This is a genomic window from Legionella maioricensis (assembly GCF_023618015.1).
GTDB lineage: Bacteria > Pseudomonadota > Gammaproteobacteria > Legionellales > Legionellaceae > Legionella > Legionella maioricensis.
The window spans coordinates 199,031-224,063 of sequence record NZ_JAJKBJ010000003.1 but is presented as its reverse complement, the minus strand read 5'-3'; the positions used below and the strand labels follow the sequence as shown (position 1 = coordinate 224,063).

Here is a 25,033-nt window from a genome sequence, read left to right as displayed (position 1 = left end):
ATGGCACTTTATACTCCAGGTATTATGCCATAATGTACCACTTCATTGACGGCCCCGTTTCTTGTATTACTATCTACTATCCAGAAATTACCTTTATTATTCAATCCAAATTTTACATGAACGTATTCACAAATTTTAATCGTTTCAGCACAATCGACTATTTTCCCATATGATGTTTTGCCATCCCCTAAAGTACAAATAAATTTGACTAAAGGCTCGCCTGTGGCCAAAACTGCCCAGGAATTTCCCCTGATAGTGTGGTTATAGCGGGTAGAATATTCACTGTCTTTCTCGCGCATTTGATACAAGCTGACCGTTTCAGGTAATTTATTAAAGAAAAAATACATCGATTGCAGGGCCCCTTCTTTTCCAGGGAACAAAGAGATGATCTTTAAACTTTCCTGATATCCTACAGGAGTACAGCCAATAGGGTAACGTGCATTATCCTTGAGTGCAGCCTGTTCTCGAGTTTCATCATTTTTTTTAGAGCGTGCTTGGGTAGGCGCACTAAGCAAACCAGCCAAAACGATTAATGATATTGTGAATGCCCCTTTTTTAGTTATTATGTTCATATTCTTTTCTCACTGTCGTTTAACGGACGAACAACTACCTTGGTACCCATAAAATTGTTGCGCTCACTGGATAACTCAACAAAATTTAAATTCAACCATTTGGCATCTTGAATAAACATACGAACACATCCATGGCTTGCTCTTTGTCCTGGTATATCATCAGAACCGTGCAAAGCAAATCCTTTATGGAAATACATACAGAAAGGCATCTTGGCACCGCCCTTTCCTATGGGGAAGACATCTGAGGTACATCTGGAATCCTCTTTACTGAATACTCTGAAAATTCCAGTTAATGTTCTGCATGAGCGATTAGAATCAGAACATTTATCTCGTCCTGATGATATAGGCCCCCACCATACTAAATTTCCCTGAGCATCATAAGCACCCCAGGCCAATTTTTCCTGATCGACGATAATTTGTTTTTCAGATTCCCCCTCTAATTTAACAGGGAAAGGAGCGATATCGAAAATATTGATATGGGCTAAATTTTTAGGAACAGCTATTACTCTCCCAGTCCATAGACTGTTATAGCTGCGATTGACCCTTTGTACTAAATCCCTTTGCTCCGGATCAGGGAAGAGTTTTTCCCAACTGTCTCCCGAACCGACTTTAATGCAATCATACTGAGGATAGCCACATAATGCTGTCCCGTAAAAACCAGCAGCATTAACTACAGCCACCATTGACATCATGAATGCTGTTAGAATTATTTTTTTCATCGTGCTGCCCCCTCATGCCTATTTTTTTTATATTTACATGCAAGATTTGTGCTTAAATTTAAGTTTCTTTTTTTCTTCTCTTTTTGTCGGTCATTTTTATAATAAGTTTAGTCTCTAATCTCAAATTTTGTTGTCATTATTTGATTAAAAAAAATTAAATGGGCGTAAAAAATGCAAGTTGCGAATAAATAAAAAATAAACCTATATTTTTCAATTAGTTAAAAAATTAAAAAATAATTTCTCAATAAGTATTGGAAGTGTCATCTCGAAGGAAGGGACGTTTTTCCACGGTTACTGAGAGGTTACTTTTAAAAATAATACTTACCCAAACATCCTACACCCAGACTCACCATAGATTTATGGCTGCGAAAAAAACCAAGGTTTCTGAACAAGTAATTCAGCCATTAAAAATGCCACCATTGCTTCCAATATTATGATAAATAATGAAGAAATACACGGAACTTTTATGAATTTTCGCAAAAAATCTATACCGTGATACCAACTAAAATAATTGAATGAGTACTTGAAATAAATTAAAGATCTTAAAATAACACATGGCGGTAAATTTAAGACACTCTCGACTAAATTTTGCCGCTCTTCCGTTTTCTAAGTTCACTTTACACCAAGCCCTCTTAATTTAACTGTTGTTGCTGTTATAACAAAAAGGCTTTACCAGTCCTGCGCAGGAAATTCCCGGTTAATATTTTCTTAACATGAAATAACTATAATGAGATACAGCCAGGATCAATAGATGAGCAAGGAGGATTAATGAAGTTATAGGTGAAGATCATGCGTAATCGAATTAATAGACGTACAGATAATCTTGCAAGCGTAAGTAAGGACAAAGCATTAGAAGATGAACATAATACTAGCGGAATTTTTTTTATGTACTCTTTTTTTGATAAAGAAACCCATAATAATCATAAAATAAAAATCGATAAAGTAAACCGTTGGCGTTATGAGACTTCAAATGAATTAGTTCCTGAGAATCGTTATATGTTTGCCGTTGGCAAAAACGGCGCATTATATCTAGGAAATCCGACTGTCCATTCACAATTCAAAGCGGGAAAACAAGTTCAATCTGCCGGATGGATAGAGTATCAATGGGATAACGAAGAGCAACAAGCCAAGATTCTAATTGATAATTGCAGTGGGCATTACACTCCTACTTTAAGTCAATTTATACAAACATTGTACGGGTTGCATCAGGCTAAGTTTCTCCCTGACCATCTTGAAATAAGACTAAGTAAATTTACCCTATTTGATTATGAGAATATGAGTCCTTTTTGGAATGAAATAATAAAAGAAGCCAAGCTTGAAACAACTGAGGTGCTTTCTCTGACTTATTCCGAGCAGGACGATGGATTCGTTTTTATGCGAAGTAGTGGTGAAACGGCTAAAATGGATAAAAAAGATATATTTCCAGAAAAAACGGATCTGAGGATGGAGGCATAGACCTTTTACTTTAGTTGATGCTAAAGCTACCGCTGATTATTTCTACATCTTTAAACAAAGCGCAGCCGGCCAGCTGTTATAAGCTTCCAATATTATTTGATTGTTATTTTTCTCCGCAATCTGATAAGGCGTTATATTGGCATTATTGGCGTGGAGAGGATTAAGACTGCTCAAGTGCATATGGATGTATTCAATCAGTCGCGGATTACGGGAATAGGATAAACTTGCTAATAAGTTAGAATTGGCGTTATTTAATTGATAGGGATCTAATTGTTTCGTCTCCACTAAAAACACAAAGACCTCATAACTACCATAATGCGCTGCGGTATGAAGTAAATTATTGCCATTGGCATTTACAAAGTTCCAACTTATTTGAGAAAATTTTCCATCAAGATAATTTAGCAATGGCAAATTATTTGCAGCAGTTGCATGCTCCAAAAGAGTCTGCACAGCTTTTATAGATGCACTCTCCGAGAGGTGCAGTTTAATTACACCTAATTGAAAACCATGCACTGCTCCAGCTAATAGCTGGAGTAAGGCTTCTTCACCTTGCAAAACAGAAAGCGCTAATTCTGCATTACCCAAATAACCCAGCAGATAAGGTAAGGTAATTTTTGGCAATCCCACTTTTTTAAAATAGTTGCACGCCAGATAAATATTTTTCAAAGATATTTCATTATCACAAAAAAACTGTAAATCCTTTGCAACTATCGGAAAATCACGACTTAGGTGTTTTTTCCAAATATCATTTATTCTAAAAGAAATCTGGTCGTAAAAAAATCTATTCGTACCACTTAATTGACATAACTCTCTGGGAGTCAAAAATTGCTCTATCAGGTATTGTGTAGTCAATGGCTGTCTTTGGAGTGAAGATAATTGTTCATTCAAATCATGGGCTAATCGTTTTAATTGTTGTGCAAAACCGGGGTTAGGCGCAACAATAGCTCTCTCTTTAATTACAGAGAGCAATGTGGTTTCATAATTTACAATAGTTCCTTGGCAATGCCGCTCATACATCAAACAGGCAATGACAAAACTGGCTGACCGAGAAATCCCTTTTTCACAATGAATTAATATTCTTTTTTGATGAGGTTCAGTATCTTTAACAAAGAGAAAAACAGATTCAAAATAGACTGTTAAATCAATATCTTTTGAATCCGGGATGGGAATGACTAATTGTTGAATGTCAGGGAAATTATCTTGTAACCTTGGAGGATTTTCCATCACGCTGATCACATGAGTTATCTTTTTTTTTGTAAGAAATCGGTGATTCTCTAGACTGTCAACGCTGCTTAAAAAAAGATAATCCTTAATTTCACTTGGATAAGAGAGTTGCTCAAAAAGTGAGTACATAATCGCCCTAACACAATGACCGCTATTAAATTCAGCAAAGTGGCCTTTATTATATCATAAATTGACAGGACTTAATAATTACAAGAAAAACATTGCCTTTTTCCTAATTTGGAGCTCGTCCCAGTACTAGAATATCCAGCAAATAAAACAAAAAACTAGTGAATCATTATCCATGAAAATGTTGATGGATACGTTGCGCTAAACTTTCGCTAATGCCTGGAACTTTTGCAATCTCTTCCATTGAAGCTTTCGCAAGTTCACGCAACCCGCCAAAACGATGAAGTAAAGCCTGCCTGCGCTTTGCTCCGACCCCCTCTATACTTTCCAGAGTAGAATCAAGACGTACTTTCTGGCGCTTTTTGCGGTGGGCAGTAATAGCAAATCGGTGTGCCTCATCGCGAATATGTTGCAACAGATGCAACGCTTTTGAATCCTCAGGTAAAGTAAACTCCCTGGCCTCATTAACCAGGATCAGCTTTTCCCATCCTGCTTTACGCCCCGGTCCCTTGGCCACCCCCAATAGAGTTACATCCGCAACATTCAAAGAGGCAAGAACTCGTTGTGCTACCGCAACCTGCCCTTTACCTCCATCAATAATTAATACATCAGGCAAAGATTGTGCTTCTACCAAACGTTTGAATCGCCGGGTGATTGCCTGCTCCATAGCCGCATAATCGTCTCCGGGAGTAATACCCTCAATGTTAAAGCGCCTGTATTCACTAGTACTAGGTCCTTGAGCATCAAACACAACGCAAGACGCGATTGTGGCCTCTCCTTGTGTATGGCTAATGTCAAAACATTCCATCCGCTCTATGCTTTTAGGAAGCGATAACAATTGTTCTAATGCCTGATAGCGTGCTTTTACGGTTGTGTATCTACTTACATGCTCTGCTACGGAAATACGTAAATTATTTAGGGCAAAATCCATCCAACGGGATTTAATTCCGCGTGGATTAACTTGAATTTTACATGATTTGCCACGCTGTTGCGACAAAGCCTCTTCCAGGGTATGGTGATCCAGGAGTGATTGATTCGTAATAATTAAAGCGGGAATCCTTTCCGGATTATCTAAATAATAAAAACCAATAAATGCTTCAAAGGTGTGTTGCCATAACGCGTCATTGTCTGGTGTTTCATCAAATCCTTTATTAGGTACCGTAGGGAAAAAACTTTGACTGGCTAATACCTGCCCTTCTCTAATCGTCACGCATTGAATACAAGCAAAGCCGGGGCGTACGTCTATGGCGATCACATCCGCATCACCTCGCAGCTGTACGACCGCTTGCTGTTCTTGCACCAGGCGCAAATTCTTAATCTGGTCGCGCAGCAGTGCAGCCTCTTCAAAATTTAATTGATTGACTGCCGTCTCCATGCGCTGAGTCAGCTCATCAAGAATGACCTGGCATTTACCTTGTAAAAAACGCATCGCGTCATTTACTGACTGCCGATAATCTTCAGGGGTAATATAGTTCACACAAGGGGCAGTACAACGTTTGATTTGATATTGCAAACAAGGGCGTGATCGTGCATTAAAATAGTTATCACGGCAATTGCGAATTTTGAATACCTTTTGAATAGTCACTATGGTTTCTTTGACTGCCATGCTACTCGGATAGGGACCAAAAAAATCGCCAGAAAGCGGTTTTTTCTTACTTCGATAAAGCTCAATGCGAGGAAATTCAGGATGATTGGAAAGATGAATATAGGGATAGGATTTATCATCCCGCAATAAAATATTGTATTTAGGCCTTAACGCTTTAATCAGATTACTCTCTAAAAGCAAAGCCTCAGTTTCACTTCGGGTAACTGAGATTTCAATGGACGCAATTTGATTGACTAAAGAACGGGTTTTTGCCCCCGTATTTTGTTTATTAAAATAGCTGGTTACCCTTTTTTTTAAGTTCGCAGCCTTGCCCACGTAAAGAACGATGCCTTCCGCATCCAACATGCGATAAATACCCGGCTCACTGGGAAGTTTGGTGAGAAATAAGGCTAATTCAGCCGAAGGGTGTTGAATATTCATGGAATAAAAAAATTACTCGTCTTGCATTAAATCTGATGGGTGCTCTATGATGCGATGTTTCATGGCTAAATAAGTAAGCTCTACATCATTTTTAATACCTAGCTTCTCAAACATGCGGTATCTGTATCCATTAATAGTTTTGCTGCTTAAAAACAGCCTGTCGGCAATATCCTGAACATTCATACCGCTGGTGATCATCAGCATGACTTGCATTTCTCGCTCTGATAACATATCAAAAGGCGAGTCTTGAGCTTCTTGTAAACTATTAATTGCCATTTTTTGTGCAATTTCAGCACTAAGATATTTTTCACCTTTAGCTACTTTTCGGATTGCAGCAGCCATTTCTTCAGCTCCTGATTCTTTTGTCAGGTAGCCCATAGCCCCTAATTGCAAAACACGAGTTGGGATAGGATCAGAACACATGGCCGTAACCGCAATTACTTTAATGTGAGGATTTGACTTTTTTAAGCGACGAGTGACTTCCCAGCCATCAATGCCAGGCATTTTCATATCTAAAAGCACTACATCAGGAGCGTGTGTTTTTACTAATACCAAGGCTTGCTCACCACTTTCAGCATCAGCAACAACATCTACGTCCGACATATCTTCAAGCAATCGTCGAATACCCATTCTAACCAATGCATGGTCATCAACAATTAATACTTTAATCAAATGATGCTCCTTGACCTAACAGCCAATGAACAAACCGCGTTGGTCGATGTTAACAAGAGTCGTCTGTCATTACAATACATAGATATTCTATTCATGGCACCTCTCACACTAGGTAAAATTCTCTACTACTGGCGTGTTTCATGCAATCTTTTCATTAACACGCTCTAATATGGATATTGGGGTTATCAGGATCGACCGCGAAAAGTGGAGGAAACTCGCCAAGCTCACGGGCTCTCATTAATAACTCTCCAATGTTAGAGAGCACAAAATTATATAACGTCTGATAGTCATCTATAACAAAATATACAGGTTGCAACATATCGATGCGATAAGGCATACGGAACGCGACAATAGGATCAAATAATACACGTAATGGAATATCGCTTTCTACAGAGTAGACCGTTTCACTAATAGAAGATAGTATTCCTCCACCATAAGCTCTTAGTCCTTTGGCTGTATTAATTAAACCAAACTCTACAGTAAACCAGAACATTCTTTGCAACAATGCCCAGTCGGACTCAGGAAAGGTTAATACTTTACACGCATAATCATGAACAAAATCGGCGTAGACCTTGTCCGTTAACATCGGACAATGGCCAAATATCTCATGAAAAATATCGGGTTCCTTCACGTAATTCAACTCTTCTTCGCGACGAATAAAAGTAGCCGCCGGAAAACGTTTTTCAGCCAATAATTCAAAAAATTCACGAGCAGAAATCAAGGCCTCAACTGGAGCAACACGCCAACCTGTTTGTTCGCTTAATCGTTGGCTCAACTCAGGTAATTGGGGAATAGCGTCTGCTGTAATACCCAAAGTCTGCAATCCGGATATAAATTCATCACAGGCTCTATTGGGTAATAATTTCATCTGTCTTTCGAATAAAATAGTCCAGACTTTGTTTTCTTCCGCTGAATAATTAATTAATCCTTGAGTGTCGGGTACATGTGCCACATAACTACTAGAAAATTGCATAAAACTTCCCTCACTCCCAAATAAATCAAAAATAGGCATATCGAATAATATAATTCATTTCAAGTAATTACCCAACGACGCACTAAAAGTCAACATTCCCTCTATTAATTATTACTGATTTTTCAAATTCTGCTATAGAATTTACTTCATGAATCTAATTATTGGAACAATCTAAAATGACAATAGCCATTCTAGCAACGGGTGATGAAATAGTTCATGGCGACACACTGAATACGAATAGTCATGAAATTGCTCATATTCTCAGCTCCGAAGGGTTATCACTAGGAGTTCAGCTATCTTGCAGTGATAAAGAAAAAGACATCCTCACTTGTTTGCACTTTTTAGCAGAAAAACACGACATCATCATTTTAATTGGCGGGCTAGGGCCAACCACAGATGATCTTACTCGTTTCGCGTTGGCTCAATTTACTGGAGTAACTCTGGTTCAACATGCCGAAGCATTGGCGCACATTCAAAGTCGTCTGCACGCTGCAAATGTGATAATAAACCAGGGAAATTTACAGCAATGTCTTTTTCCGGAGCAAGCCAAACTGTTACCGAATCCTAATGGTACGGCAATGGGTTGTTATTATCATTGGAACGGTAAAATATTTGTATTATTGCCTGGCCCTCCCCGTGAATGCCTGCCAATGTTTAATCACTTCGCACTTCCCTTACTCCAAAAAACCCAACACAGCAGTAAACAAATTCTCAAATGGCGAATTTTTGGGGTGGCGGAAAGTGAAATAGGGCAAACTTTAGAGGATGCACTCACTGATCTGGACTGTCAGACAGGATATAGGCTGGATACACCTTACATTGAGTTTAAAGTCCGTTGTACCAGCGATTTGGTCGAAGAGGCAAGAAGCATTGTAGATCCTATTCTAGCTCCTCATATTATCGCTACAATAGATCAAAAGGCCTCTGATAAATTGCGAGACCTTGTATTAAGTCTTAATGAACCAATAAATATCATCGATGAAGCCACTGGAGGTTTATTACAGTTTATCCTCACCAAACCAGGAGTTCATCATCTATTAAATTTCCACTCAACGAATAAAACAAATTTATCTTTTCATCTTAGCGGCTTAGTGGAATATTGGTCACAACAACCCGCCAAAGGCCAAACACAATTAAGCATCCATTACAGCAATCAAAGCCAAGAAGGCAGAGAGACTCACCAGATTCCCTATCGCAGTCCCTCCGTATTATTTCATGCTGCAGAATGGTTAAGCTTCCGACTCTTTCATCTCATCAATCAATTGCATCAATGAATAACAAAGTTGCTGGGTGCCCTGGCCACTTATAGCAGAAATGGCAAAGACCTTATCTTTCCACTTCAGGCCTTTCACTATGGCCTGTATTCTTTCTTCTCTGCTCGCTTCATCGGGTAACATATCTATTTTATTCAAAACCAACCATCGTGGTTTATTCAGCAGATCCGGACTGTACTCGGCAAGTTCATTAATAATTGCCTTGGCATTAGCAACAGGATCGCTATCGTCCAGAGGAGCAACATCAATCACATGCAACAAAACGCAAGTACGTGACAAGTGTTTTAAAAACCGATGACCGAGTCCGGCCCCCGTAGCAGCCCCTTCAATAAGGCCTGGGATATCAGCCATCACAAAACTCTTGTGGGATGAAACACTTACCACCCCTAGCCCTGGGTGCAAGGTTGTAAAAGGATAGTCTGCTACTTTGGCTTTGGAACTGGATACCGCCCGAATCAGAGTGGATTTTCCAGCATTAGGGAGTCCTAATAAACCCACATCAGCCAATACCCGAAGTTCCAAACGCAAGTGCCTGGATTCGCCAGGACTTCCCGGGCTGGTTTGTCTGGGAGAGCGATTAACACTGCTTTTATAACGGGTATTTCCCAGGCCATGAAATCCGCCTTGAGCGATCAGAACAGGCTCGCCAGGTTTATTTATATCTCCCAGTAACTCCCCAGTATCCACGTCATAAACCATAGTGCCCACTGGTACTTTGAGAGTTAAATCCTCGCCTTTTTTCCCGCTGCAATTCCCCCCCATGCCCTGTTGGCCATTTTGGGCTTTGTAATGACGCATGTATCGAAAATCAACCAAAGTGTTTAAATCACTGGACGCTTCAAAATAAATACTGCCGCCATCACCACCATCGCCCCCATCCGGGCCACCACGAGGGATGAATTTTTCACGCCTAAAACTACAGCAACCATTGCCACCATTACCGGCATCTACTTTAATAATTGCTTCATCGACGAATCTCATAACAAACCTTAAACCTAAAAAAAAACCCCGTTACCGGGGTTAAATACTCAATAACAATCAAATTAACTTGCAGCTTCTTCTGTTTGTTCTGCAACTATTGTTACATATTTGCGATTCTTTTCACCTTTGACAGTGAACTGTACCAAACCTTCAACCAAGGCATATAAAGTATGATCGCGACCACAACCAACACCAGCTCCTGGATGGAAACGTGTGCCACGTTGTCTTACAATAATTTCACCCGCATTCACAAACTGACCACCAAAACGTTTTACACCAAGAAACTTTGGATTCGAATCGCGGCCGTTACGAGTACTACCACCTGCCTTCTTATGAGCCATTGCTATCCCCTCTTACTTGCTAATCGCAGTAATTTTAACTTGCGAATAATATTGTCTATGCCCCATTTGTTTCATGTGGTGCTTACGACGACGGAACTTAATAATTTTTACTTTCTTGTGACGTCCGTGATCCAGTACTTCAGCTTTAACTAGTGCTTTAGCTACAAAGGGCGTGCCGCAAACGATTTTATCACCATCGGCCAACATCAACACCTCTGCAAATTCGATTACGTTGCCAACATCTTCAGGCAGCAATTCAATCTTGAGCACATCACCTTCTTTTACGGTATATTGCTTACCGCCAGTTTTAATTACCGCATACATAACTCTTCTCCAACTCGCCTGATTGGCTATTACAATTGCAACAAAGTGCCATATTCTATGAAATTATGGCTATGACTTCAAGTTCATTTTAAAATATTGTATACTTCGCCACCCTTTCCCGATTTTTTAATGCCTTTCGGGTGTTTAATCTGGTCGCGGATTAAATAAGGGATCCTTAAATTTTTGGAGTTTATCATCATGTCAACTATTCTTTTAGAAGCCGAATCAAGAACGGATATGGGGAAAGGTGCGAGCCGCCGCCTACGTCGTCTTGAAAATAAAGTACCTGCAGTTATTTACGGCGGAGATAAAAAACCTAAGTCTATCCATTTTCTACATAATAAAGTAATTAAAGCATTGGAAACTGAAAGTATTTACTCCAGTGTTTTCGATATTACTGTCGATGGAAAAGCAGAGCATGTTATTTTAAAAGCATTACAACGTCACCCTTACAAGCCAATCGTAATGCATATGGATTTACAACGCGTTTCAGCAAAAGATATTTTGGTTAAACTGGTACCTCTTCATTTCACCAATGAGCAACAATCTGTTGGCGTGAAAGCAGGTGGTCTGATTAACCATACAATGACTCAAGTCGAAATTCGTTGCCAAGCTAAAGATTTACCTGAATTTATTGAAGTAGATATGACTAAAGTAGGTATGAATGATGTAGTTCATTTATCTAATCTGAAATTACCTAAAGGTGTTCGCCTGACCATTGATGTAACAGACGGCAGTCATGATGCTCCTGTAGTTAGTATTCATGCACCTAAAGTCGGAGCAGTAGAGGAAGAAGAAACAGCAGTTGTTGCAGCGTCAGCTGTCCCAACTACTGATGAAGAAGAAAGTGCGGAATAATTCCTCGCTTTAAATTTCTAGACTATAACCCGGCTGCACGCAGCCGGGATTGTACCTTCGGTGAATAGATAAGTACCGACGATAATACTCAGATAGATCCTGTACGCTCTATCACAAACAACTTAATCTAAATATAACAAAGAATTCACAGTCCATGGCCATTAAACTAATCATCGGTTTACGCAATCCAGGTTCAGCCTACGAACAAACCAGGCATAATGCCGGTGGATGGCTGGTCATTGCATTGGCACAACGCCATAGTGCCCATTTTAAAGTCGATAAAAAAATGCAAGCGGATCTGGCTGACCTGGAACTTAATCAGCATCCCTGTAAATTGGCTTTACCTTTAACCTTCATGAATCATAGTGGTCAACCTACCAGAGCAATTAGCCAGTTCTATCGGATTCAACCGGAAGAGTTATTAGTCGTTCATGATGAGCTGGATTTACCTGTTGGGCGCATTAAACTAAAAACAGGTGGCGGTCATGGAGGGCATAATGGCCTACGCGATATTACAGCTCACATGGGAAGCCCTGAATTCCACCGCTTACGTATTGGTATAGGCCATCCTGGCCATAAAGACTTAGTGCATCAGTATGTTCTGACGAAGCCCTCAGTACATGACAGGCAGCAGATTTATGACTCTATAGATAGAGGCATAGCAATAATGCCTTACCTGTTGTCTGGCGATATAGCCCGGGCAATGAATCAATTAAACACTTAACAGAGGTATTTACTCATGGGATTTAAATGCGGAATCGTGGGCTTGCCCAATGTAGGTAAGTCAACATTATTCAATGCACTGACTAAAGCCGGTATAGAAGCAGCGAATTATCCCTTTTGTACCATTGAGCCCAATGTAGGCATAGTAACTGTTCCCGATCCACGGCTTGATGCCTTAAGCGAAATAGTAAAGCCACAGCAAGTGTTCCCAGCCACCATGCAGTTTGTTGATATTGCCGGTTTAGTGAAAGGGGCATCCAGTGGCGAAGGTTTGGGCAATCAATTTCTGGCTAATATCCGGGAAACAGATGCCATTGCTCATGTAGTCCGCTGTTTTGAAAACACTGATGTCATTCATGTGGAAGGAAAAGTAGATCCCATTAGCGATATCGAAGTGATTAATACCGAACTGGCTTTAGCCGATATGGATACCTTAGATAAAGCCATGCTAAAAGCTGGAAAGAACAGTAGAAGTGGCAATAAAGAAGCCATTTTTGAAATGAAAACGCTGGAAAAAATTAAAGCCCATCTTGACGCAGGTCATCCCGTTCGCACATTGGGACTATCTCCTGAAGAAGAGCAGGTCTCCCGTCGCCTCTTTTTACTTACGGCAAAACCAGTACTTTATATCGCTAATGTGGATGATGATGGCTATGAAAACAACCCTCTTCTGGAGAAAGTACAGGCCCTTGCAGCGCAGGAAAACGCCAGCATCGTCGCCTTATGTGCTGCGACTGAAGCTGAACTGGTTGAGTTGGAGGATGCAGATCGCCAAGAATTTATGACCGATCTGGGCTTAAGCGAACCCGGGTTACATAAAGTTATTAGAGCAGGTTATGAGCTTTTAGGTTTACAAACCTATTTTACCGCCGGTGTAAAAGAGGTTAGAGCCTGGACTATTCATAAGGGTGCGACAGCACCTCAAGCGGCAGGAGTTATTCATACTGACTTTGAGAAAGGTTTTATTCGCGCTGAAGTTATAGCTTATGAAGCATTTATTAGTTGTCGCGGCGAACAAGGGGCTAAAGAAGCGGGGAAATTACGTCTTGAAGGCAAAGACTACATCGTATGCGATGGCGATGTAATGCACTTTCGTTTCAACGTGTAAAGAAACCATACGCAGGTTTATAGTACCCACTGCTGATAAAATTTTTGTCCTGCTTGATTAATCATCATTCTCAAGTCAGGACAGAAACGCTGTATAAAAAAACCAAAATTAAATACCAGAGTAACAAACAAAATTAAGTGGATAATACTCCTTTCCACCCAACAAGTTCCCCCTTCCCCTTGACAATTAGCATGCTCCACCTTAGCATGCAAAGATTAAATAGTAGAGGACTTCTAATGACTATTGACCGTATACGCGCGCTGGTAAGTGAAGATTTCGACGCGGTTAATAATTTAATTATTGATAAAATCCAATCTGAAGTAGGGTTAATCCATGATTTATCCCAACATATAGTTGAAAGTGGAGGCAAGCGATTACGCCCTTTGCTTGTTCTACTGGCAAGTAATGCTTGTGGTTATAAAGGAAGGGATCATATTTCCCTGGCGGCCATGGTTGAATTTTTTCATACCGCCACCTTATTGCATGATGATGTAGTAGACGAATCAACCTTAAGACGAGGCCGGCAAACCGCTAACAGTATTTGGGGTTCAAAAGCCAGTGTTCTGGTCGGTGATTATCTCTTTACCCAATCCGTGCAATTAATGGTAGAAGTGGGCATTACCGAGATTCTTAACCTGCTGGCCAAAACCTCTCACCAAATCAGTTGCGGCGAAGTGAAACAATTGGCCAATCGCCATAATCCTGCGCTGAATTTTGATGATTATTTTGATGTCATTCGCGCTAAAACAGCCCTTTTATTTGCTGCGGCAGCCTGCATAGGACCGATTCTGAGCAATTCGTCGCTGGAAATACAGCACAGCCTGTATGCTTATGGTTTACATTTAGGCAATGCTTTTCAGCTTATTGATGATGCCTTGGATTATTGTTCTGATTCTAAAACTATAGGTAAAAATATAGGTGACGATTTAGCCGATGGGAAAGCGACTCTTCCTCTTATCCATGCCTTGCAAAATGGTACTGAAAAACAACAAATGCAAATCAAGGAAAGTTTACAATTGGGCAGTTTGATTTTTTTACCGGAAATTCTTGTAGCGCTTGAAGAAACAAAAGCCATTGAATTTACAAAAAGAACAGCCGCTCAAGAAATTGATTCTGCATTGACTTCTTTAGCCATACTTCCTGAGTCAGAATATAAAGATGCACTCGTTGAGCTGGCTAAATTTGCTTTGGAAAGAAGTTATTAATATAGCCCTTTTAGAAAGGTAAAATTGAATAACCTTTCAATTTTACCGCCCAAGTCTTTAGAAAAAGATATAGCGTAAGAGAAAAACATCATACAACGGAGTGTAGCTCAGCCTGGTAGAGCACTGCCTTCGGGAGGCAGGGGTCGCAAGTTCGATTCTTGTCACTCCGACCATATTGAAAATTATTTTATAGCTAGCGCAGCCCACATTAGCAAAGCGTAATGTGAGTTTCATAATTACCTATATCTATTTTACTATCTCATTTGTTTTATAGAATCTTTTCCACAGGACAATCTAAATAATTTTGCAATGAGTTTATTCCTATGAAAGAAATTATATCCAAACGAGAATAGTGAAAATAAGAAGGCAAGAAGAGATATTATTAATGAGAAATTCCAATCCATATTATTATTTTATAATTGATTTATGAAAAGTATAGACGTTAATTTAAGAGTGCATTAGGTTGCAATTTTAATAAACGGTATTTGCTTTCATTGCTTTTTACTCGGATTACTTTATAGTCTATTTTCTCCAAAAAACTATTAACTCTTTGAATGGATTTGGTCTATGATTTCGAAAAAAATAACTCAAATTTCATGTTCCATCGTTCTGGCCCTGCTTACGGGTGCAACAGAAGCGAATACCACTCGACCGGTGGACGAACAGCAACGTGCACGCGCCATTTATAAACAATTTATCGAAGTGCAATCCGGATTCACTACCGGCTCAACAACCCCATTAGTCGAAATTGCCGTGAAACGCTTAAAAGAAGCGGGTTTCTCTGATAAAGACATCTTTGTAGGCGGTGCCAGTCCCCAAAAAGCCAACCTGGTCGTTCGTTATCGAGGAACCGGGGAACAAAAACCTTTATTACTACTCGCCCATACAGACGTTGTTGAAGCCAAACCCTCCGACTGGAGCATGAATCCTTTCCAACTTACTGAAAAAGAAGGGTATTTTTATGGACGAGGCTCTTTGGATGACAAAGCGCAAGCGGCTATTTGGATAGCAAACTTAATCCAATACAAGCACGAAGGATTTAAACCCAAACGCGATATCATTGTTGCCTTGACGGCGGATGAGGAAGGAAGTAGCCCATACAATGGAGTTAGATGGCTGATTAAGAATCAAAGAAATTTAATTGAGGCTGACTTTGCCCTTAATGAAGGCGGATGGGGTGACTTAACTAATGGAAAAAAAATATCGCAAAATATTCAAGTAAGTGAAAAATACATAATCAATTACACTCTTGAAGTGCGCAATAAAGGTGGTCATAGTTCACTGCCTACTAACGATAATGCCATTTATCGTCTTGCTGAGGCTTTAGAGCGCCTGGCAAAATTTAATTTTCCTTTAAAAACCAATGAGGTCACCACTGCCTATTTTAAACAGATGGCGGCTATTGAGACAGGCCCACTAAAAACAGAAATGATTGAAGCAAGCAAGGGCTCGCAGCCAGCCATGAACCGTTTAGCAGCTCACTCGCCTCAATGGAATGCTCTTTTGCGAACCACGTGTACTCCTACCCTTCTTGAAGGGGGGCATGCTATGAATGCATTACCGCAACTGGCCGCTGTTACGATAAATTGCCGTGTTCTTCCTGAGGATTCACCTGAAATGGTGGAGCAATCTCTGAAGCAAGCTATCAACGATCCCCAAGTTGCCCTAAAACGAATTGGCAAACTATCCAGAGGTCCAAGCTCTCCCCTTAGCCCGGAAATATTAAAAACAATGGCTCAGTTAACTCAAACCTATTGGCCTTCAGTCCCTACCATTCCAATTATGGTGACTGGCGCAACAGATGGACGTTATCTGCGAGCAATTGGAATTCCTACCTATGGAGTAATGGGATTATTTTTGGATAGAAATGACTTTCGAGCCCATGGCCGTGATGAACGGATAAGCATCGAATCATTCTATGAATCTCAAGCGTTTCTTTATGACTTGGTAAAACAACTCTCAAACAATGTGGCCTAGGCCTACCTCGTTTTACTTATCCGCAGCTGTTGTGCGGATAAGCTCATATAGCTTATTCAGCGAATAACCGTGTGAATTTTTTGTCGTTTCATTTCAACGCTAAAGCACCTCTCTTTAATGATCTGTACTACTTCATCAAGGTCATCCGTGATATGAAGCATTTCTATATCCTCATCACAAATCAAGTTATTTTTTAGCGGGAAATTAATGATCCAATCTAACAATGGCTGCCAAAATTCTTTTCCTAGCAAAATAATAGGTAATTGTTTAGGCAGTTCATTCTCATTTATTCTATATAGTTCAACTTGTTTTGATTTGAGCATGGTAATGATTTCAAAAAGTTCATCGAGAGTACCAAAACCACCAGGGAAAAAAATATATCCCGAAGCATAATTGAGCAAAATAACTTTGCGAACTAAATAATAATCAACATTGATGGTATCGGCTAAAAAAGGATTATTTTTTAAGTTGAATGCTCCTACAGCTATACCAAATGATCGTTTTTCCAAACTATTAGCTTCAAGTGCACCTTGATTGGCAGCCTCCATAATTCCAGTTCCGCCACCGGTTACAATTGATACTTTTTGTTCAACCAATTTTCTCGCTAATAATCGTGCATCCTGAACATAACTCTCTTCTTGTTTTGCCATGGATGCTCCTAAAATTGCGACAATAGGGACTGGCATTTTCGTAATCTGATAGGACGCTTTTATATTCTGATAGAAGATCCGAAACATTCTGCCCAAAAGCCTAACCCCACCCCCTAAACCGATCATAAGCCATTTTCCTTTTTGATGACTGAATAATAATGCTAGAAATAGTTCTTCATCTCTATTTCTATTACATTTATCTTTGAATTAAACATTATTTTAACTTGAGCTGCAATCCATTGGTGATGTTGCAAAACGTAGACGCTTTGCAACATTTAATGAACGCATGATTGTCTGACTTGCCTACGCAGGGTTAACAAGGTTTTCTTAAAGGGCAAAATTATTTACTTTTTAGCCAAATCTGCAGGGAGACCATTCACCAACTCATCACTCACCTGCTCATTTTTTTTCATTGATCTTACCTTAAACTGACTAAAATCCAATAATGATGGAACTGCTTGCTTGTAAGATATATCAAACTCTTCTCCGGTATTTGGATTGCCAAATAAACACCCTGTTAATTTGTTACGGAAGTTCAAATCAGCGATAGGGCTTACCAATGCTTTTCTTTCAGCAATTAGTTTTATTTCGCTTTCTTTTAATGGACTCCTATAGGGTTCTTTCTTTTTAAAGAATCTATCTATCTGTTCACGAGTCATAGCAAAATTCAAACTATTAAATTCGCGAGTGGGCAACTCTTTTTGCAGTTCTTTTTGAGGTTCTTCTTGAGGTTCGAAAAAATTAAAAACGTTTTTAGCTTTTTCAAAAAGAGAATTCAATTGGATTAAGACGGTTGATAGTCGACTAACGCTTTATTAATTGTTGAACTCCCAGGTGGGAAACAAGTCAGAATTAAATAGACTTTAAAACATCTTTATTATCCACTTCGCCTTGCCAATTTAATGACTGTACGACTTTCATCTCGCTATTGAATTGCATTTGAAGGCAATTAAGATACGTTTTTATTTCACCAGCACGATTTGTAGTTATCTCCATAACAAAACCACCTCTAAGCGTTGTGGAGTCAATCATCAAATTTTTGTTGACTATGCTGATTTCATCAAAAGCTTTGATAAAATTATTGTACTCTGCAAATGCCTGGTATATTTCCTTTTTACCTTGCAATACGCGCACCTTACTTAAGCCAACAACTCCAGGCACCGGAAAACTGATAAAAACGCTGTCGTCCGTATAAATCTGTATCTGTTTGTCTACATCTTTTTTGCCGTTTATTTGAGCGTCTTGATAATGCTTGATACATGAGTAGATCTTTTCTCTCGTACTGGTAGGCATAATTACTCCTGATATTTCCTTTTTAACGTCTCTATGAGTTGCACGTCAAAAAACAGTTATTCTTTATATTAACCTCTTTAGTTTAAAAATCCAGAGAGTGAAAATTGACCAATAACAAGCATCCAACCATAATAGTTTCGCCAACTAGGGGAGATATTGATCCCCACTCTTATATCAACATTTCGCCATATCGGGTTTGGAATGGCATTTATACTATCAACAACTCTCTAAAAAGTTTATTTTTTCGACATGATGATGTATATTCCGCCCAATTTGAAATTATTGCTCTAAGGGGTAAAAAGTGCAGCAGAAAGAAGACAAAATAGAAATAGCTCCCGAATTAATCCAGTATGCATCAGATGTGGTGAAAAATAATTATACTTGCCGGGACGTCAGAAAATGGTTAGAAGGGCACCAGCATAACATTGAATCATTTTTTATTGCTTTAACCCTGGTTAAAAAGGGAAATCTGAAACCGGAAAACTATAAGGAAGTGGCGCAAGAATTTTTGGACAAGTTTAAAACTGAAATAATAACAAACTGGTCACCCCGTTTTCAAAGCGCACCACAACCAAAGGCCGCAGATTCCATATTAACCGGTAACTTCCAGGAAGAAGTGGTGCCTTTAACTTTGTCTTTTATTTAATCGCGTCTCACCAAGGCAGGTCATCATCCCGGGGTACAGCTCGTAGCCAGACGAAGGCGTTTAGGCATACCTATCCTCCATCCGTTCGGGCTGAGTTTCTGGTCTTGGCGTAGAGGCTTGAAGACGGCGTAAACGTCCCTCAGCCCGAACGGTATATATTTATATCTTTTGATATTAAAGGGCTTGATAACAAACAAAATTTCTTTAGCTCGACGCCTATGCGCTTTCACCCAGGTTAGCTTATCTTGATTATCCGTAGAAAATAATAAATGTTAATGATCAATTTTAATCAGTAAGTATCCTCGACAGTTGTGAGCATCCTCATCTATAGTCGACATGCTTTGCAGGAACAGTTTTTCCGGGACCCAATAAGGTTCAAAAAGCTCTCGGTCCGTATCCATAATAAGCACGCGTTTTGTTTGGGCATCATAAGCACCAATGGGAGAAAAATGCCCTACGCTCATTGTCCCTGAAATAAATTTCTGATTAAAGTTTGCAATAATAAATACATGACCAGTCTGTTCCGCCCCCATTAAGTCATGATGTAATTTTTCTGCCGTTTCTTTTGAAGTGTTTTTAGTATGAATTACTTCGACGGTGAAATTCTTTAATCCATAGGCTTTTAATGCTTTGGACATCAAAGGTTTCACCTCATCCAGTGTTACCCCGTTACCACCTTTTTTAACATTGTCCTGCCATGATTTATCCTCTACACGTTTTAAAATGTTATCGGTGGTTGCTAATTGTTGATTTGCAGCTAACGGCTGACTACTGCGAATAGCGTTAATAATCATCACAACAGAAGCAAGTGAGCACGCACAATCAGTAGGTTGCGAAATATAATAGGGGCTTAATTTCCAATAAAGAGGGGCGTCATGTTCTCGTATGTATTGATGAGAGTTAAGAATGGACTCAACACCTGAAACGTATCTTGGAACCAGGGGTTGTGTTGCTTGTAGCGCTATTGATGCCTGAGGCGATAAGGCGAAAAAATTAATTAACAGAAAAAAAACATAGTTTTTAGATTTTAATTTCCCTATCAAATATCTCATAAAATTTTTCTCTTCGTTCAGCAAATGGGGGTTGAATCATTATGAGCTAAAAGTTTCATCGGTTTTTATTTGGGGAGCCTATAACACATTTTAATGTTCCACCTCTCCCCAAACTATATCCCCCTAATCAAAAACGAATTCAAATAACCCACTTGTTTCATTACGACTTCGAATTTGAAATGACGTCCACTCCGGGTAAATAGGGTTTTAACGCATCCGGTATATGAATATTACCCTCTTTATCCTGATAATTTTCCATAATAGCCACCAGAGTTCTGCCTACAGCCAATCCGGAGCCATTTAAAGTATGAACCAGTTCCATCTCATTGGTTTCCGGGTTGCGGTAGCGCGCTTTCATGCGGCGTGCCTGGAAGGCCTCCATGTTAGAGCAAGATGAAATTTCTCTATAGGTATTCTGACTGGGTAACCACACTTCCAGATCATAAGTCTTGGCAGAACCAGCACCCATATCACCCGTACAAAGTGTAAGTACTCGATAGGGTAATTTCAGGCGCTGTAAAATTGTTTCGGCATGCGCGGTTAATTGCTCTAAAGCAGCATAGGAATCTTGTGGTTTAGTAATCCAGACCAATTCCACTTTCTCAAATTGATGCTGTCTTATCATTCCTTTGGTATCTTTCCCGTAAGAGCCGGCTTCGCTGCGAAAACAAGGCGAATGGCAGGCATAACGAACAGGAAGTGTTTCGGCCGGCAAAATAGTATCGCGGACGGTATTAGTTACTGGGATTTCCGCTGTTGAGGTCAAATAATAAGCGTTATCGCCGGTCAATTTAAATAAGTCTTCTTCAAATTTGGGTAATTGGCCCGTTCCATACAAACTGTCAGCATTAACTATGTAGGGTACATAGATTTCCTGATAGGCATGTTCTTGAGTATGAATATCCAGCATAAATTGAATTAAAGCGCGATGCAATCTGGCTAATTGATTTTTCATCACCACAAAACGACTTCCGGTAATCTTTGCTGCCAGGGCAAAATCCATTTGTCCTAAAGACTCACCCAATTCATCGTGAGATTTAACTTGAAAATCAAACACAGGGACCTCTCCCCAGCGTCTTATTTCCTGATTGTCCTGTTCATCATTACCCACAGGTACTGACTCATGCGGAATGTTAGGCATGACTAAAGCCATTGCCTCAATTTGTTGTAGTACTGCTTCCAATTCTGTTTTATTTTGCTCTAACTCAGTGGCGAGACGGCTCACCTCTTCACGCATAGGCTCTATATTTTCACCACGAGACTTTGCTTCACCTATAGCTTTTGAACGCATATTTCGTTCATTTTGTAACGCCTGGGTAGCCACCTGTAAGGCCTTACGTTTTTCTTCTAAAGCACTATAGGCAGCAACATCCAACTTAAAACCCCGTTTTAATAATTGAGATGCTACAAATTCTGTCTTATCCCGTAGTAATTGACTATCTAACATATGCTACCACTCAAATAATTAAAGTTGATCCAAATGACCTAAAACAAAATAGCGTGCCAATACAGTTCCTATTAACACCATTGCTAATGAGCCGACATTATTTACTAATATATTCATCAGCAATTTTAGCCATTGCCCCTGTTCGAACATAAACAACGTTTCCGCTGCAAAGCTGGAAAAAGTAGTGAAGGCGCCCAGGAAGCCGGTAAAAAAGAATAAGCGCACATACACTTCCGCATTAAAACGGCCAATTAATAAGGCAAGAAAAAAGCCGGCCAGAAAAGATCCTACCGTATTGACTATTAAAGTACCATAAGGGAATTGTAAACCCCATGTATTTTGCGCAAAAATCACTATGGCATAACGCGCCACTGCCCCGATAGAACCGCCTAAGGCTACCGCTAAATACGGGGCAATCATTATTTTATCTCACTATACCGCGAGTAGATTGGTTTAATGCATCAATCATAGGAATTACTTCAGGACATTCCTGTTGCATTAATTCCAACTCAGTAACCGCTTGTTGTACTGTCAGTCCTTTGCGGAAAATGATTTTATAAGCACGTCGCAGGCAATCAATTGCTGAGGATGAAAATCCTCGTCTGCGTAAACCTACTGTATTAATGCCACATGCAGAGGTGGTATGCCCTGCAATCATCACATAAGGCAAAACGTCTTTGGTCACATAGGTCGCTCGTGCAATAAACGCATAAACTCCTACATGACAAAATTGATGTACCGCAGCATAAGGACCAATAATGGCAAAATTATCGACGGTTACATGACCTGACAAAGCAGCATAATTAACCATAATAATTTGGTCACCAATGATACAGTCATGACCTATGTGAGAATAAGCCATTAGAAAATTACCACTACCGACTCGAGTAACACCCCCGCCTTTCACCGTGCCACGACTAATCATGCAATACTCGCGTATGACATTATTATCACCAATTTCCAAACGCGTTGGCTCTCCTTTATAGGTAATATCCTGAGGCTCATCACCTACTGAGGCAAATTGAAAAATTTTATTGTTTTTACCAATGGTTGTAGGGCCTTCAATAACTACATGAGGACCTATCCAAGTATTTTCACCGATCTCAACGTCCGCACCTATTACTGTTCCAGGGCCTATTGATACCCCTTTTGCCAATTTTGCAGATGGGTGAATCATTGCTCTTTCATCTATCACTTTTTAATTTCCTTTGCTGCGCTTAATAAGTCTGCGGAACACGCTAGTTTATCACCTACATAAGCCTCGCCATGCATACGCCAAAAATCTCTTTTCTTGCCAATAAAGGTCACCTCCAGACGTAATTGATCGCCTGGGATAACTACATGTTTAAATCGAGCATTATCAATACCTGCAAAAAAATGCAGCACCTGATGTCCTTCAGCAGGTTCACGAGATAAACTGGATAAAATAGCGCAAGCTTGCGCCAACGCTTCAAGAATTAGCACACCAGGCATTATGGGATTTTCGGGAAAATGGCCTGTAAAAAAATTTTCATTGATAGTCACATTTTTAATTGCTGTCAAATAATCGAATGTTTTATAATCTATCACTCTATCAACCAAAATAAATGGATAACGGTGTGGCAACAAACTGAAAATTTCATTTATATCTATAAGCTCACTCATACCTGTTTCTCATTTAATCATCATTTTCTTTAGAAGAAAGAGCATTATCTTGTTTTAATTCGCTCTAATCAATCGTAAATTGCAAAAATTATCACTTCATTATTTTTCTAAATCGAGTTTGGCTGGAAAAAATCTACGATATTAATGGGGAGACAATAAATTTCCATTAGAATCAAGAGCTTTCTATTTTCTTCTCTAATGCTCCAAGTTTTGTTATATAATCGTCTAAACGTCTAAATCGCGCCGCGTTGCGACGCCAACGTTGATGTTCATGAACTAAAGTCCCTGAAGAGTAAATTCCTGCTTTAGCAATTGACTTGCTTACCGTAGACATGCCAGTGATTACTACATCATTGGACAATCGGACATTTGCTGCGATACAACTTGCACCGCCAATAATACAATCAGAACCAATCAGGGCATGAGCCCCAATAGCGGCGCATCCAGCTATTGCAGTATTAGCTCCAATAATCACATCATGAGCAATTTGTACGAGGTTATCGATACAAACCCCCTCGGCCAAATAAGTGTCGCTAAATGAACCTCTATCTATGACCGTATTCGCGCCAATGTGCACTTTGTTAGAAATAATTACCCCACCTACAGCCGGTCCTTGCTGCCAAGTTCCATGATGTTTCAAATAGTTAAACGGTGAAGCGCCAATAATGCACCCATCACTCAGTACAACATTTTGTCCCACTTGGCTACCTGAGTAAATCATCACTCCATGACCTATTTGACTGCCTCTTCCAATACGAACATCGGATTCAACTACGGTATTAGAGCCGATACAAACACCATCATCCAATTGAACTTGTTCATTGATCACCGTATTAGCCCCTATGGATACTCCTTGGCCTAACTGTACGGATTGATGAATTTGGGCAGTGGGATGTATTCCCGAACTATTTTTTTGAGCAATGGCTAAATATTTTGCAGCTTCATTCATTGCTATCAATGGATTGGATACAACTATAGCATTTACTGGACACAAGGGCTTATGTTCCGATTTGAGCAAGACCACCCCTGCAGCAGTGGACTCCAAGCTCTCTTGCAAGAGTAGATTGTCAAAATAAGCCACATCCCTCGAAGTAGCGCGACTCAAGGAGGATAAACTAAAAATGGCGTGATTGGCATTACCATGCCACACGCCATCTAAATAATCTGCTAATTGCGCTAAAGTCAGCAACTCATCTTCGCCAGACTAATTAATTGCTTTAATAACTTTATCAGTTACATCAAGAGCTTCAGTACTGAAAGGAGCAGCATCTTTCTGAACAATAATGTCATATTTTTCGTCTTTAGCAATTTTGCCGATTGCTGCACGAACTTTAGTATATAGACCTTCCATCGCTTCGTTATGAGCAGTACTTAATTCTTGCTGATATTGTTGTCCATCACGCTCAAATTGCTGTTGTGCTGAAACAATTTTCTTTTCAAGCTCTTTCTTTTGAGTAGCACTCATAATAGCGCTATCACGCTTGAATTTTTCCATATCACTTTTCAAGCTAGCTTCTACAGCCACCAGTTTGTCACGACGAGGCTTAAATTCTTTTTCCAACGTTTGTTGGATAGTTTTCATCTGACTAGAAGTCTGCATGATCTTTTGTAGGTCAACCACGCCAATTTTCGCCCAATCGGCAAATAAACTTGTGCCACCTAAACTAAAAACCAATGCGACTAAGACCGCACCAATACGCTTCATAATCATCTCCTAATTTAAAGATCGTGATGCTAGCACAA

At 39.8% G+C, this 25,033-nt stretch carries 27 protein-coding genes and 1 tRNA gene; 9 read left to right on the top strand and 19 right to left on the bottom strand.

Annotated elements, in window-relative coordinates; translation table 11 throughout:
• Nucleotides 1–8 precede the first annotated feature (8 nt).
• On the bottom strand, nucleotides 9–572 hold the full coding sequence (locus LOX96_RS04750; RefSeq protein ID WP_250419274.1) for an endopeptidase IV: 564 nt from the start codon (nucleotides 570–572) through the stop codon (nucleotides 9–11).
• Nucleotides 569–1,291: a L,D-transpeptidase gene (locus tag LOX96_RS04745; protein WP_250419275.1), complete on the bottom strand. Its 723-nt coding sequence runs from the start codon at nucleotides 1,289–1,291 to the stop codon at nucleotides 569–571. The genes LOX96_RS04750 and LOX96_RS04745 overlap by 4 nt, the downstream gene beginning before the upstream one ends.
• Before the next feature lie 789 nt (nucleotides 1,292–2,080).
• Here LOX96_RS04745 and LOX96_RS04740 point away from each other — a divergent pair.
• Nucleotides 2,081–2,746, top strand: coding sequence for a hypothetical protein (locus LOX96_RS04740; protein ID WP_250419277.1), 666 nt, complete (start codon nucleotides 2,081–2,083; stop codon nucleotides 2,744–2,746).
• Between the two features lie 42 nt (nucleotides 2,747–2,788).
• Here the strand turns inward: LOX96_RS04740 and LOX96_RS04735 are convergent, their stop codons facing one another.
• The 4 genes from LOX96_RS04735 to phhA form a co-directional block, all read right to left on the bottom strand.
• On the bottom strand, nucleotides 2,789–4,099 hold the full coding sequence (locus tag LOX96_RS04735; RefSeq protein WP_250419279.1) for a dual specificity protein phosphatase family protein: 1,311 nt from the start codon (nucleotides 4,097–4,099) through the stop codon (nucleotides 2,789–2,791).
• Nucleotides 4,100–4,265: 166 nt separating this feature from the next.
• Nucleotides 4,266–6,122, bottom strand: coding sequence for an excinuclease ABC subunit UvrC (uvrC, locus tag LOX96_RS04730; RefSeq protein WP_250419281.1), 1,857 nt, complete (start codon nucleotides 6,120–6,122; stop codon nucleotides 4,266–4,268).
• Between the two features lie 12 nt (nucleotides 6,123–6,134).
• Nucleotides 6,135–6,794 (bottom strand): two-component system response regulator LetA, encoded by a 660-nt coding sequence (gene letA / locus LOX96_RS04725; RefSeq protein ID WP_250456351.1) that lies wholly within the window; start codon nucleotides 6,792–6,794, stop codon nucleotides 6,135–6,137.
• A gap of 154 nt (nucleotides 6,795–6,948) precedes the next feature.
• Entirely contained in the window at nucleotides 6,949–7,767 is an 819-nt protein-coding gene (gene phhA / locus LOX96_RS04720; protein WP_250419285.1) for a phenylalanine 4-monooxygenase, read from the bottom strand.
• Nucleotides 7,768–7,943: 176 nt separating this feature from the next.
• Here phhA and LOX96_RS04715 point away from each other — a divergent pair, with 176 nt between their 5' ends.
• Nucleotides 7,944–9,041, top strand: coding sequence for a competence/damage-inducible protein A (locus LOX96_RS04715; protein ID WP_250419287.1), 1,098 nt, complete (start codon nucleotides 7,944–7,946; stop codon nucleotides 9,039–9,041).
• Here the strand turns inward: LOX96_RS04715 and cgtA are convergent.
• From cgtA to rplU, 3 genes are all read right to left on the bottom strand, one after another.
• Nucleotides 8,997–10,022: an Obg family GTPase CgtA gene (cgtA, locus tag LOX96_RS04710; RefSeq protein ID WP_250419289.1), complete on the bottom strand. Its 1,026-nt coding sequence runs from the start codon at nucleotides 10,020–10,022 to the stop codon at nucleotides 8,997–8,999. The two genes, LOX96_RS04715 and cgtA, sit on opposite strands and share 45 nt — an antisense overlap.
• 62 nt (nucleotides 10,023–10,084) lie before the next feature.
• A complete protein-coding gene (gene rpmA, locus LOX96_RS04705) occupies nucleotides 10,085–10,363 on the bottom strand; it encodes a 50S ribosomal protein L27 (protein WP_250419290.1) in 279 nt (92 codons plus the stop codon).
• A gap of 12 nt (nucleotides 10,364–10,375) precedes the next feature.
• A complete protein-coding gene (rplU, locus tag LOX96_RS04700; protein ID WP_250419292.1) occupies nucleotides 10,376–10,687 on the bottom strand; it encodes a 50S ribosomal protein L21 in 312 nt (103 codons plus the stop codon).
• Between the two features lie 198 nt (nucleotides 10,688–10,885).
• Between rplU and LOX96_RS04695 the strand changes: the two genes are divergently transcribed.
• The 6 genes from LOX96_RS04695 to LOX96_RS04670 all read left to right on the top strand — a co-directional run bounded on the left by LOX96_RS04695 (nucleotide 10,886) and on the right by LOX96_RS04670 (nucleotide 16,558).
• The gene (locus LOX96_RS04695; RefSeq protein ID WP_250419294.1) at nucleotides 10,886–11,545 is read left to right on the top strand and encodes a 50S ribosomal protein L25/general stress protein Ctc; all 660 of its coding nucleotides are present in this window, start codon (nucleotides 10,886–10,888) and stop codon (nucleotides 11,543–11,545) included.
• Between the two features lie 154 nt (nucleotides 11,546–11,699).
• Nucleotides 11,700–12,269, top strand: a complete 570-nt coding sequence (gene pth, locus LOX96_RS04690; RefSeq protein WP_250419296.1) for an aminoacyl-tRNA hydrolase — start codon at nucleotides 11,700–11,702, stop codon at nucleotides 12,267–12,269.
• A 15-nt stretch (nucleotides 12,270–12,284) separates the two neighbouring features.
• Nucleotides 12,285–13,376, top strand: a complete 1,092-nt coding sequence (ychF, locus tag LOX96_RS04685) for a redox-regulated ATPase YchF (protein ID WP_250419298.1) — start codon at nucleotides 12,285–12,287, stop codon at nucleotides 13,374–13,376.
• A gap of 236 nt (nucleotides 13,377–13,612) precedes the next feature.
• On the top strand, nucleotides 13,613–14,581 hold the full coding sequence (locus LOX96_RS04680; protein WP_250419300.1) for a polyprenyl synthetase family protein: 969 nt from the start codon (nucleotides 13,613–13,615) through the stop codon (nucleotides 14,579–14,581).
• Between the two features lie 96 nt (nucleotides 14,582–14,677).
• Nucleotides 14,678–14,754: transfer RNA gene (locus tag LOX96_RS04675), tRNA-Pro, on the top strand.
• A 394-nt stretch (nucleotides 14,755–15,148) separates the two neighbouring features.
• Nucleotides 15,149–16,558, top strand: coding sequence for a M20/M25/M40 family metallo-hydrolase (locus LOX96_RS04670; protein ID WP_250419302.1), 1,410 nt, complete (start codon nucleotides 15,149–15,151; stop codon nucleotides 16,556–16,558).
• A 56-nt stretch (nucleotides 16,559–16,614) separates the two neighbouring features.
• Here LOX96_RS04670 and LOX96_RS04665 read toward each other — a convergent pair whose 3' ends face one another.
• From LOX96_RS04665 to LOX96_RS04655, 3 genes are all read right to left on the bottom strand, one after another.
• Nucleotides 16,615–17,334, bottom strand: a complete 720-nt coding sequence (locus LOX96_RS04665) for an LOG family protein (protein WP_250419303.1) — start codon at nucleotides 17,332–17,334, stop codon at nucleotides 16,615–16,617.
• A gap of 218 nt (nucleotides 17,335–17,552) precedes the next feature.
• Complete coding sequence (locus LOX96_RS04660; RefSeq protein ID WP_250419305.1) at nucleotides 17,553–17,987, bottom strand: hypothetical protein; 435 nt, start codon at nucleotides 17,985–17,987, stop codon at nucleotides 17,553–17,555.
• A gap of 73 nt (nucleotides 17,988–18,060) precedes the next feature.
• On the bottom strand, nucleotides 18,061–18,501 hold the full coding sequence (locus LOX96_RS04655; protein WP_250419307.1) for a hypothetical protein: 441 nt from the start codon (nucleotides 18,499–18,501) through the stop codon (nucleotides 18,061–18,063).
• 301 nt (nucleotides 18,502–18,802) lie between these two features.
• On the opposite strand from LOX96_RS04655, the gene LOX96_RS04650 reads away from it, so the two are divergent.
• Nucleotides 18,803–19,147: a hypothetical protein gene (locus LOX96_RS04650; protein ID WP_250419309.1), complete on the top strand. Its 345-nt coding sequence runs from the start codon at nucleotides 18,803–18,805 to the stop codon at nucleotides 19,145–19,147.
• A gap of 272 nt (nucleotides 19,148–19,419) precedes the next feature.
• Here LOX96_RS04650 and LOX96_RS04645 read toward each other — a convergent pair whose 3' ends face one another.
• From LOX96_RS04645 to LOX96_RS04615, 7 genes are all read right to left on the bottom strand, one after another.
• Nucleotides 19,420–20,199 (bottom strand): phytochelatin synthase family protein, encoded by a 780-nt coding sequence (locus tag LOX96_RS04645; protein WP_250419311.1) that lies wholly within the window; start codon nucleotides 20,197–20,199, stop codon nucleotides 19,420–19,422.
• A 160-nt stretch (nucleotides 20,200–20,359) separates the two neighbouring features.
• Nucleotides 20,360–21,646, bottom strand: coding sequence for a serine--tRNA ligase (gene serS / locus LOX96_RS04640; protein ID WP_250419312.1), 1,287 nt, complete (start codon nucleotides 21,644–21,646; stop codon nucleotides 20,360–20,362).
• An 18-nt stretch (nucleotides 21,647–21,664) separates the two neighbouring features.
• Nucleotides 21,665–22,069 (bottom strand): fluoride efflux transporter CrcB, encoded by a 405-nt coding sequence (gene crcB, locus LOX96_RS04635; RefSeq protein WP_250419762.1) that lies wholly within the window; start codon nucleotides 22,067–22,069, stop codon nucleotides 21,665–21,667.
• A gap of 1 nt (nucleotide 22,070) precedes the next feature.
• Nucleotides 22,071–22,841, bottom strand: a complete 771-nt coding sequence (gene lpxA, locus LOX96_RS04630; RefSeq protein ID WP_250419314.1) for an acyl-ACP--UDP-N-acetylglucosamine O-acyltransferase — start codon at nucleotides 22,839–22,841, stop codon at nucleotides 22,071–22,073.
• On the bottom strand, nucleotides 22,838–23,290 hold the full coding sequence (fabZ, locus tag LOX96_RS04625; protein WP_250419316.1) for a 3-hydroxyacyl-ACP dehydratase FabZ: 453 nt from the start codon (nucleotides 23,288–23,290) through the stop codon (nucleotides 22,838–22,840). Before fabZ ends, lpxA begins: the two co-directional genes overlap by 4 nt.
• A gap of 172 nt (nucleotides 23,291–23,462) precedes the next feature.
• Nucleotides 23,463–24,479 (bottom strand): UDP-3-O-(3-hydroxymyristoyl)glucosamine N-acyltransferase, encoded by a 1,017-nt coding sequence (gene lpxD, locus LOX96_RS04620; RefSeq protein WP_250419318.1) that lies wholly within the window; start codon nucleotides 24,477–24,479, stop codon nucleotides 23,463–23,465.
• A gap of 15 nt (nucleotides 24,480–24,494) precedes the next feature.
• Entirely contained in the window at nucleotides 24,495–24,995 is a 501-nt protein-coding gene (locus tag LOX96_RS04615) for an OmpH/Skp family outer membrane protein (RefSeq protein ID WP_250419320.1), read from the bottom strand.
• Nucleotides 24,996–25,033 lie beyond the last annotated feature (38 nt).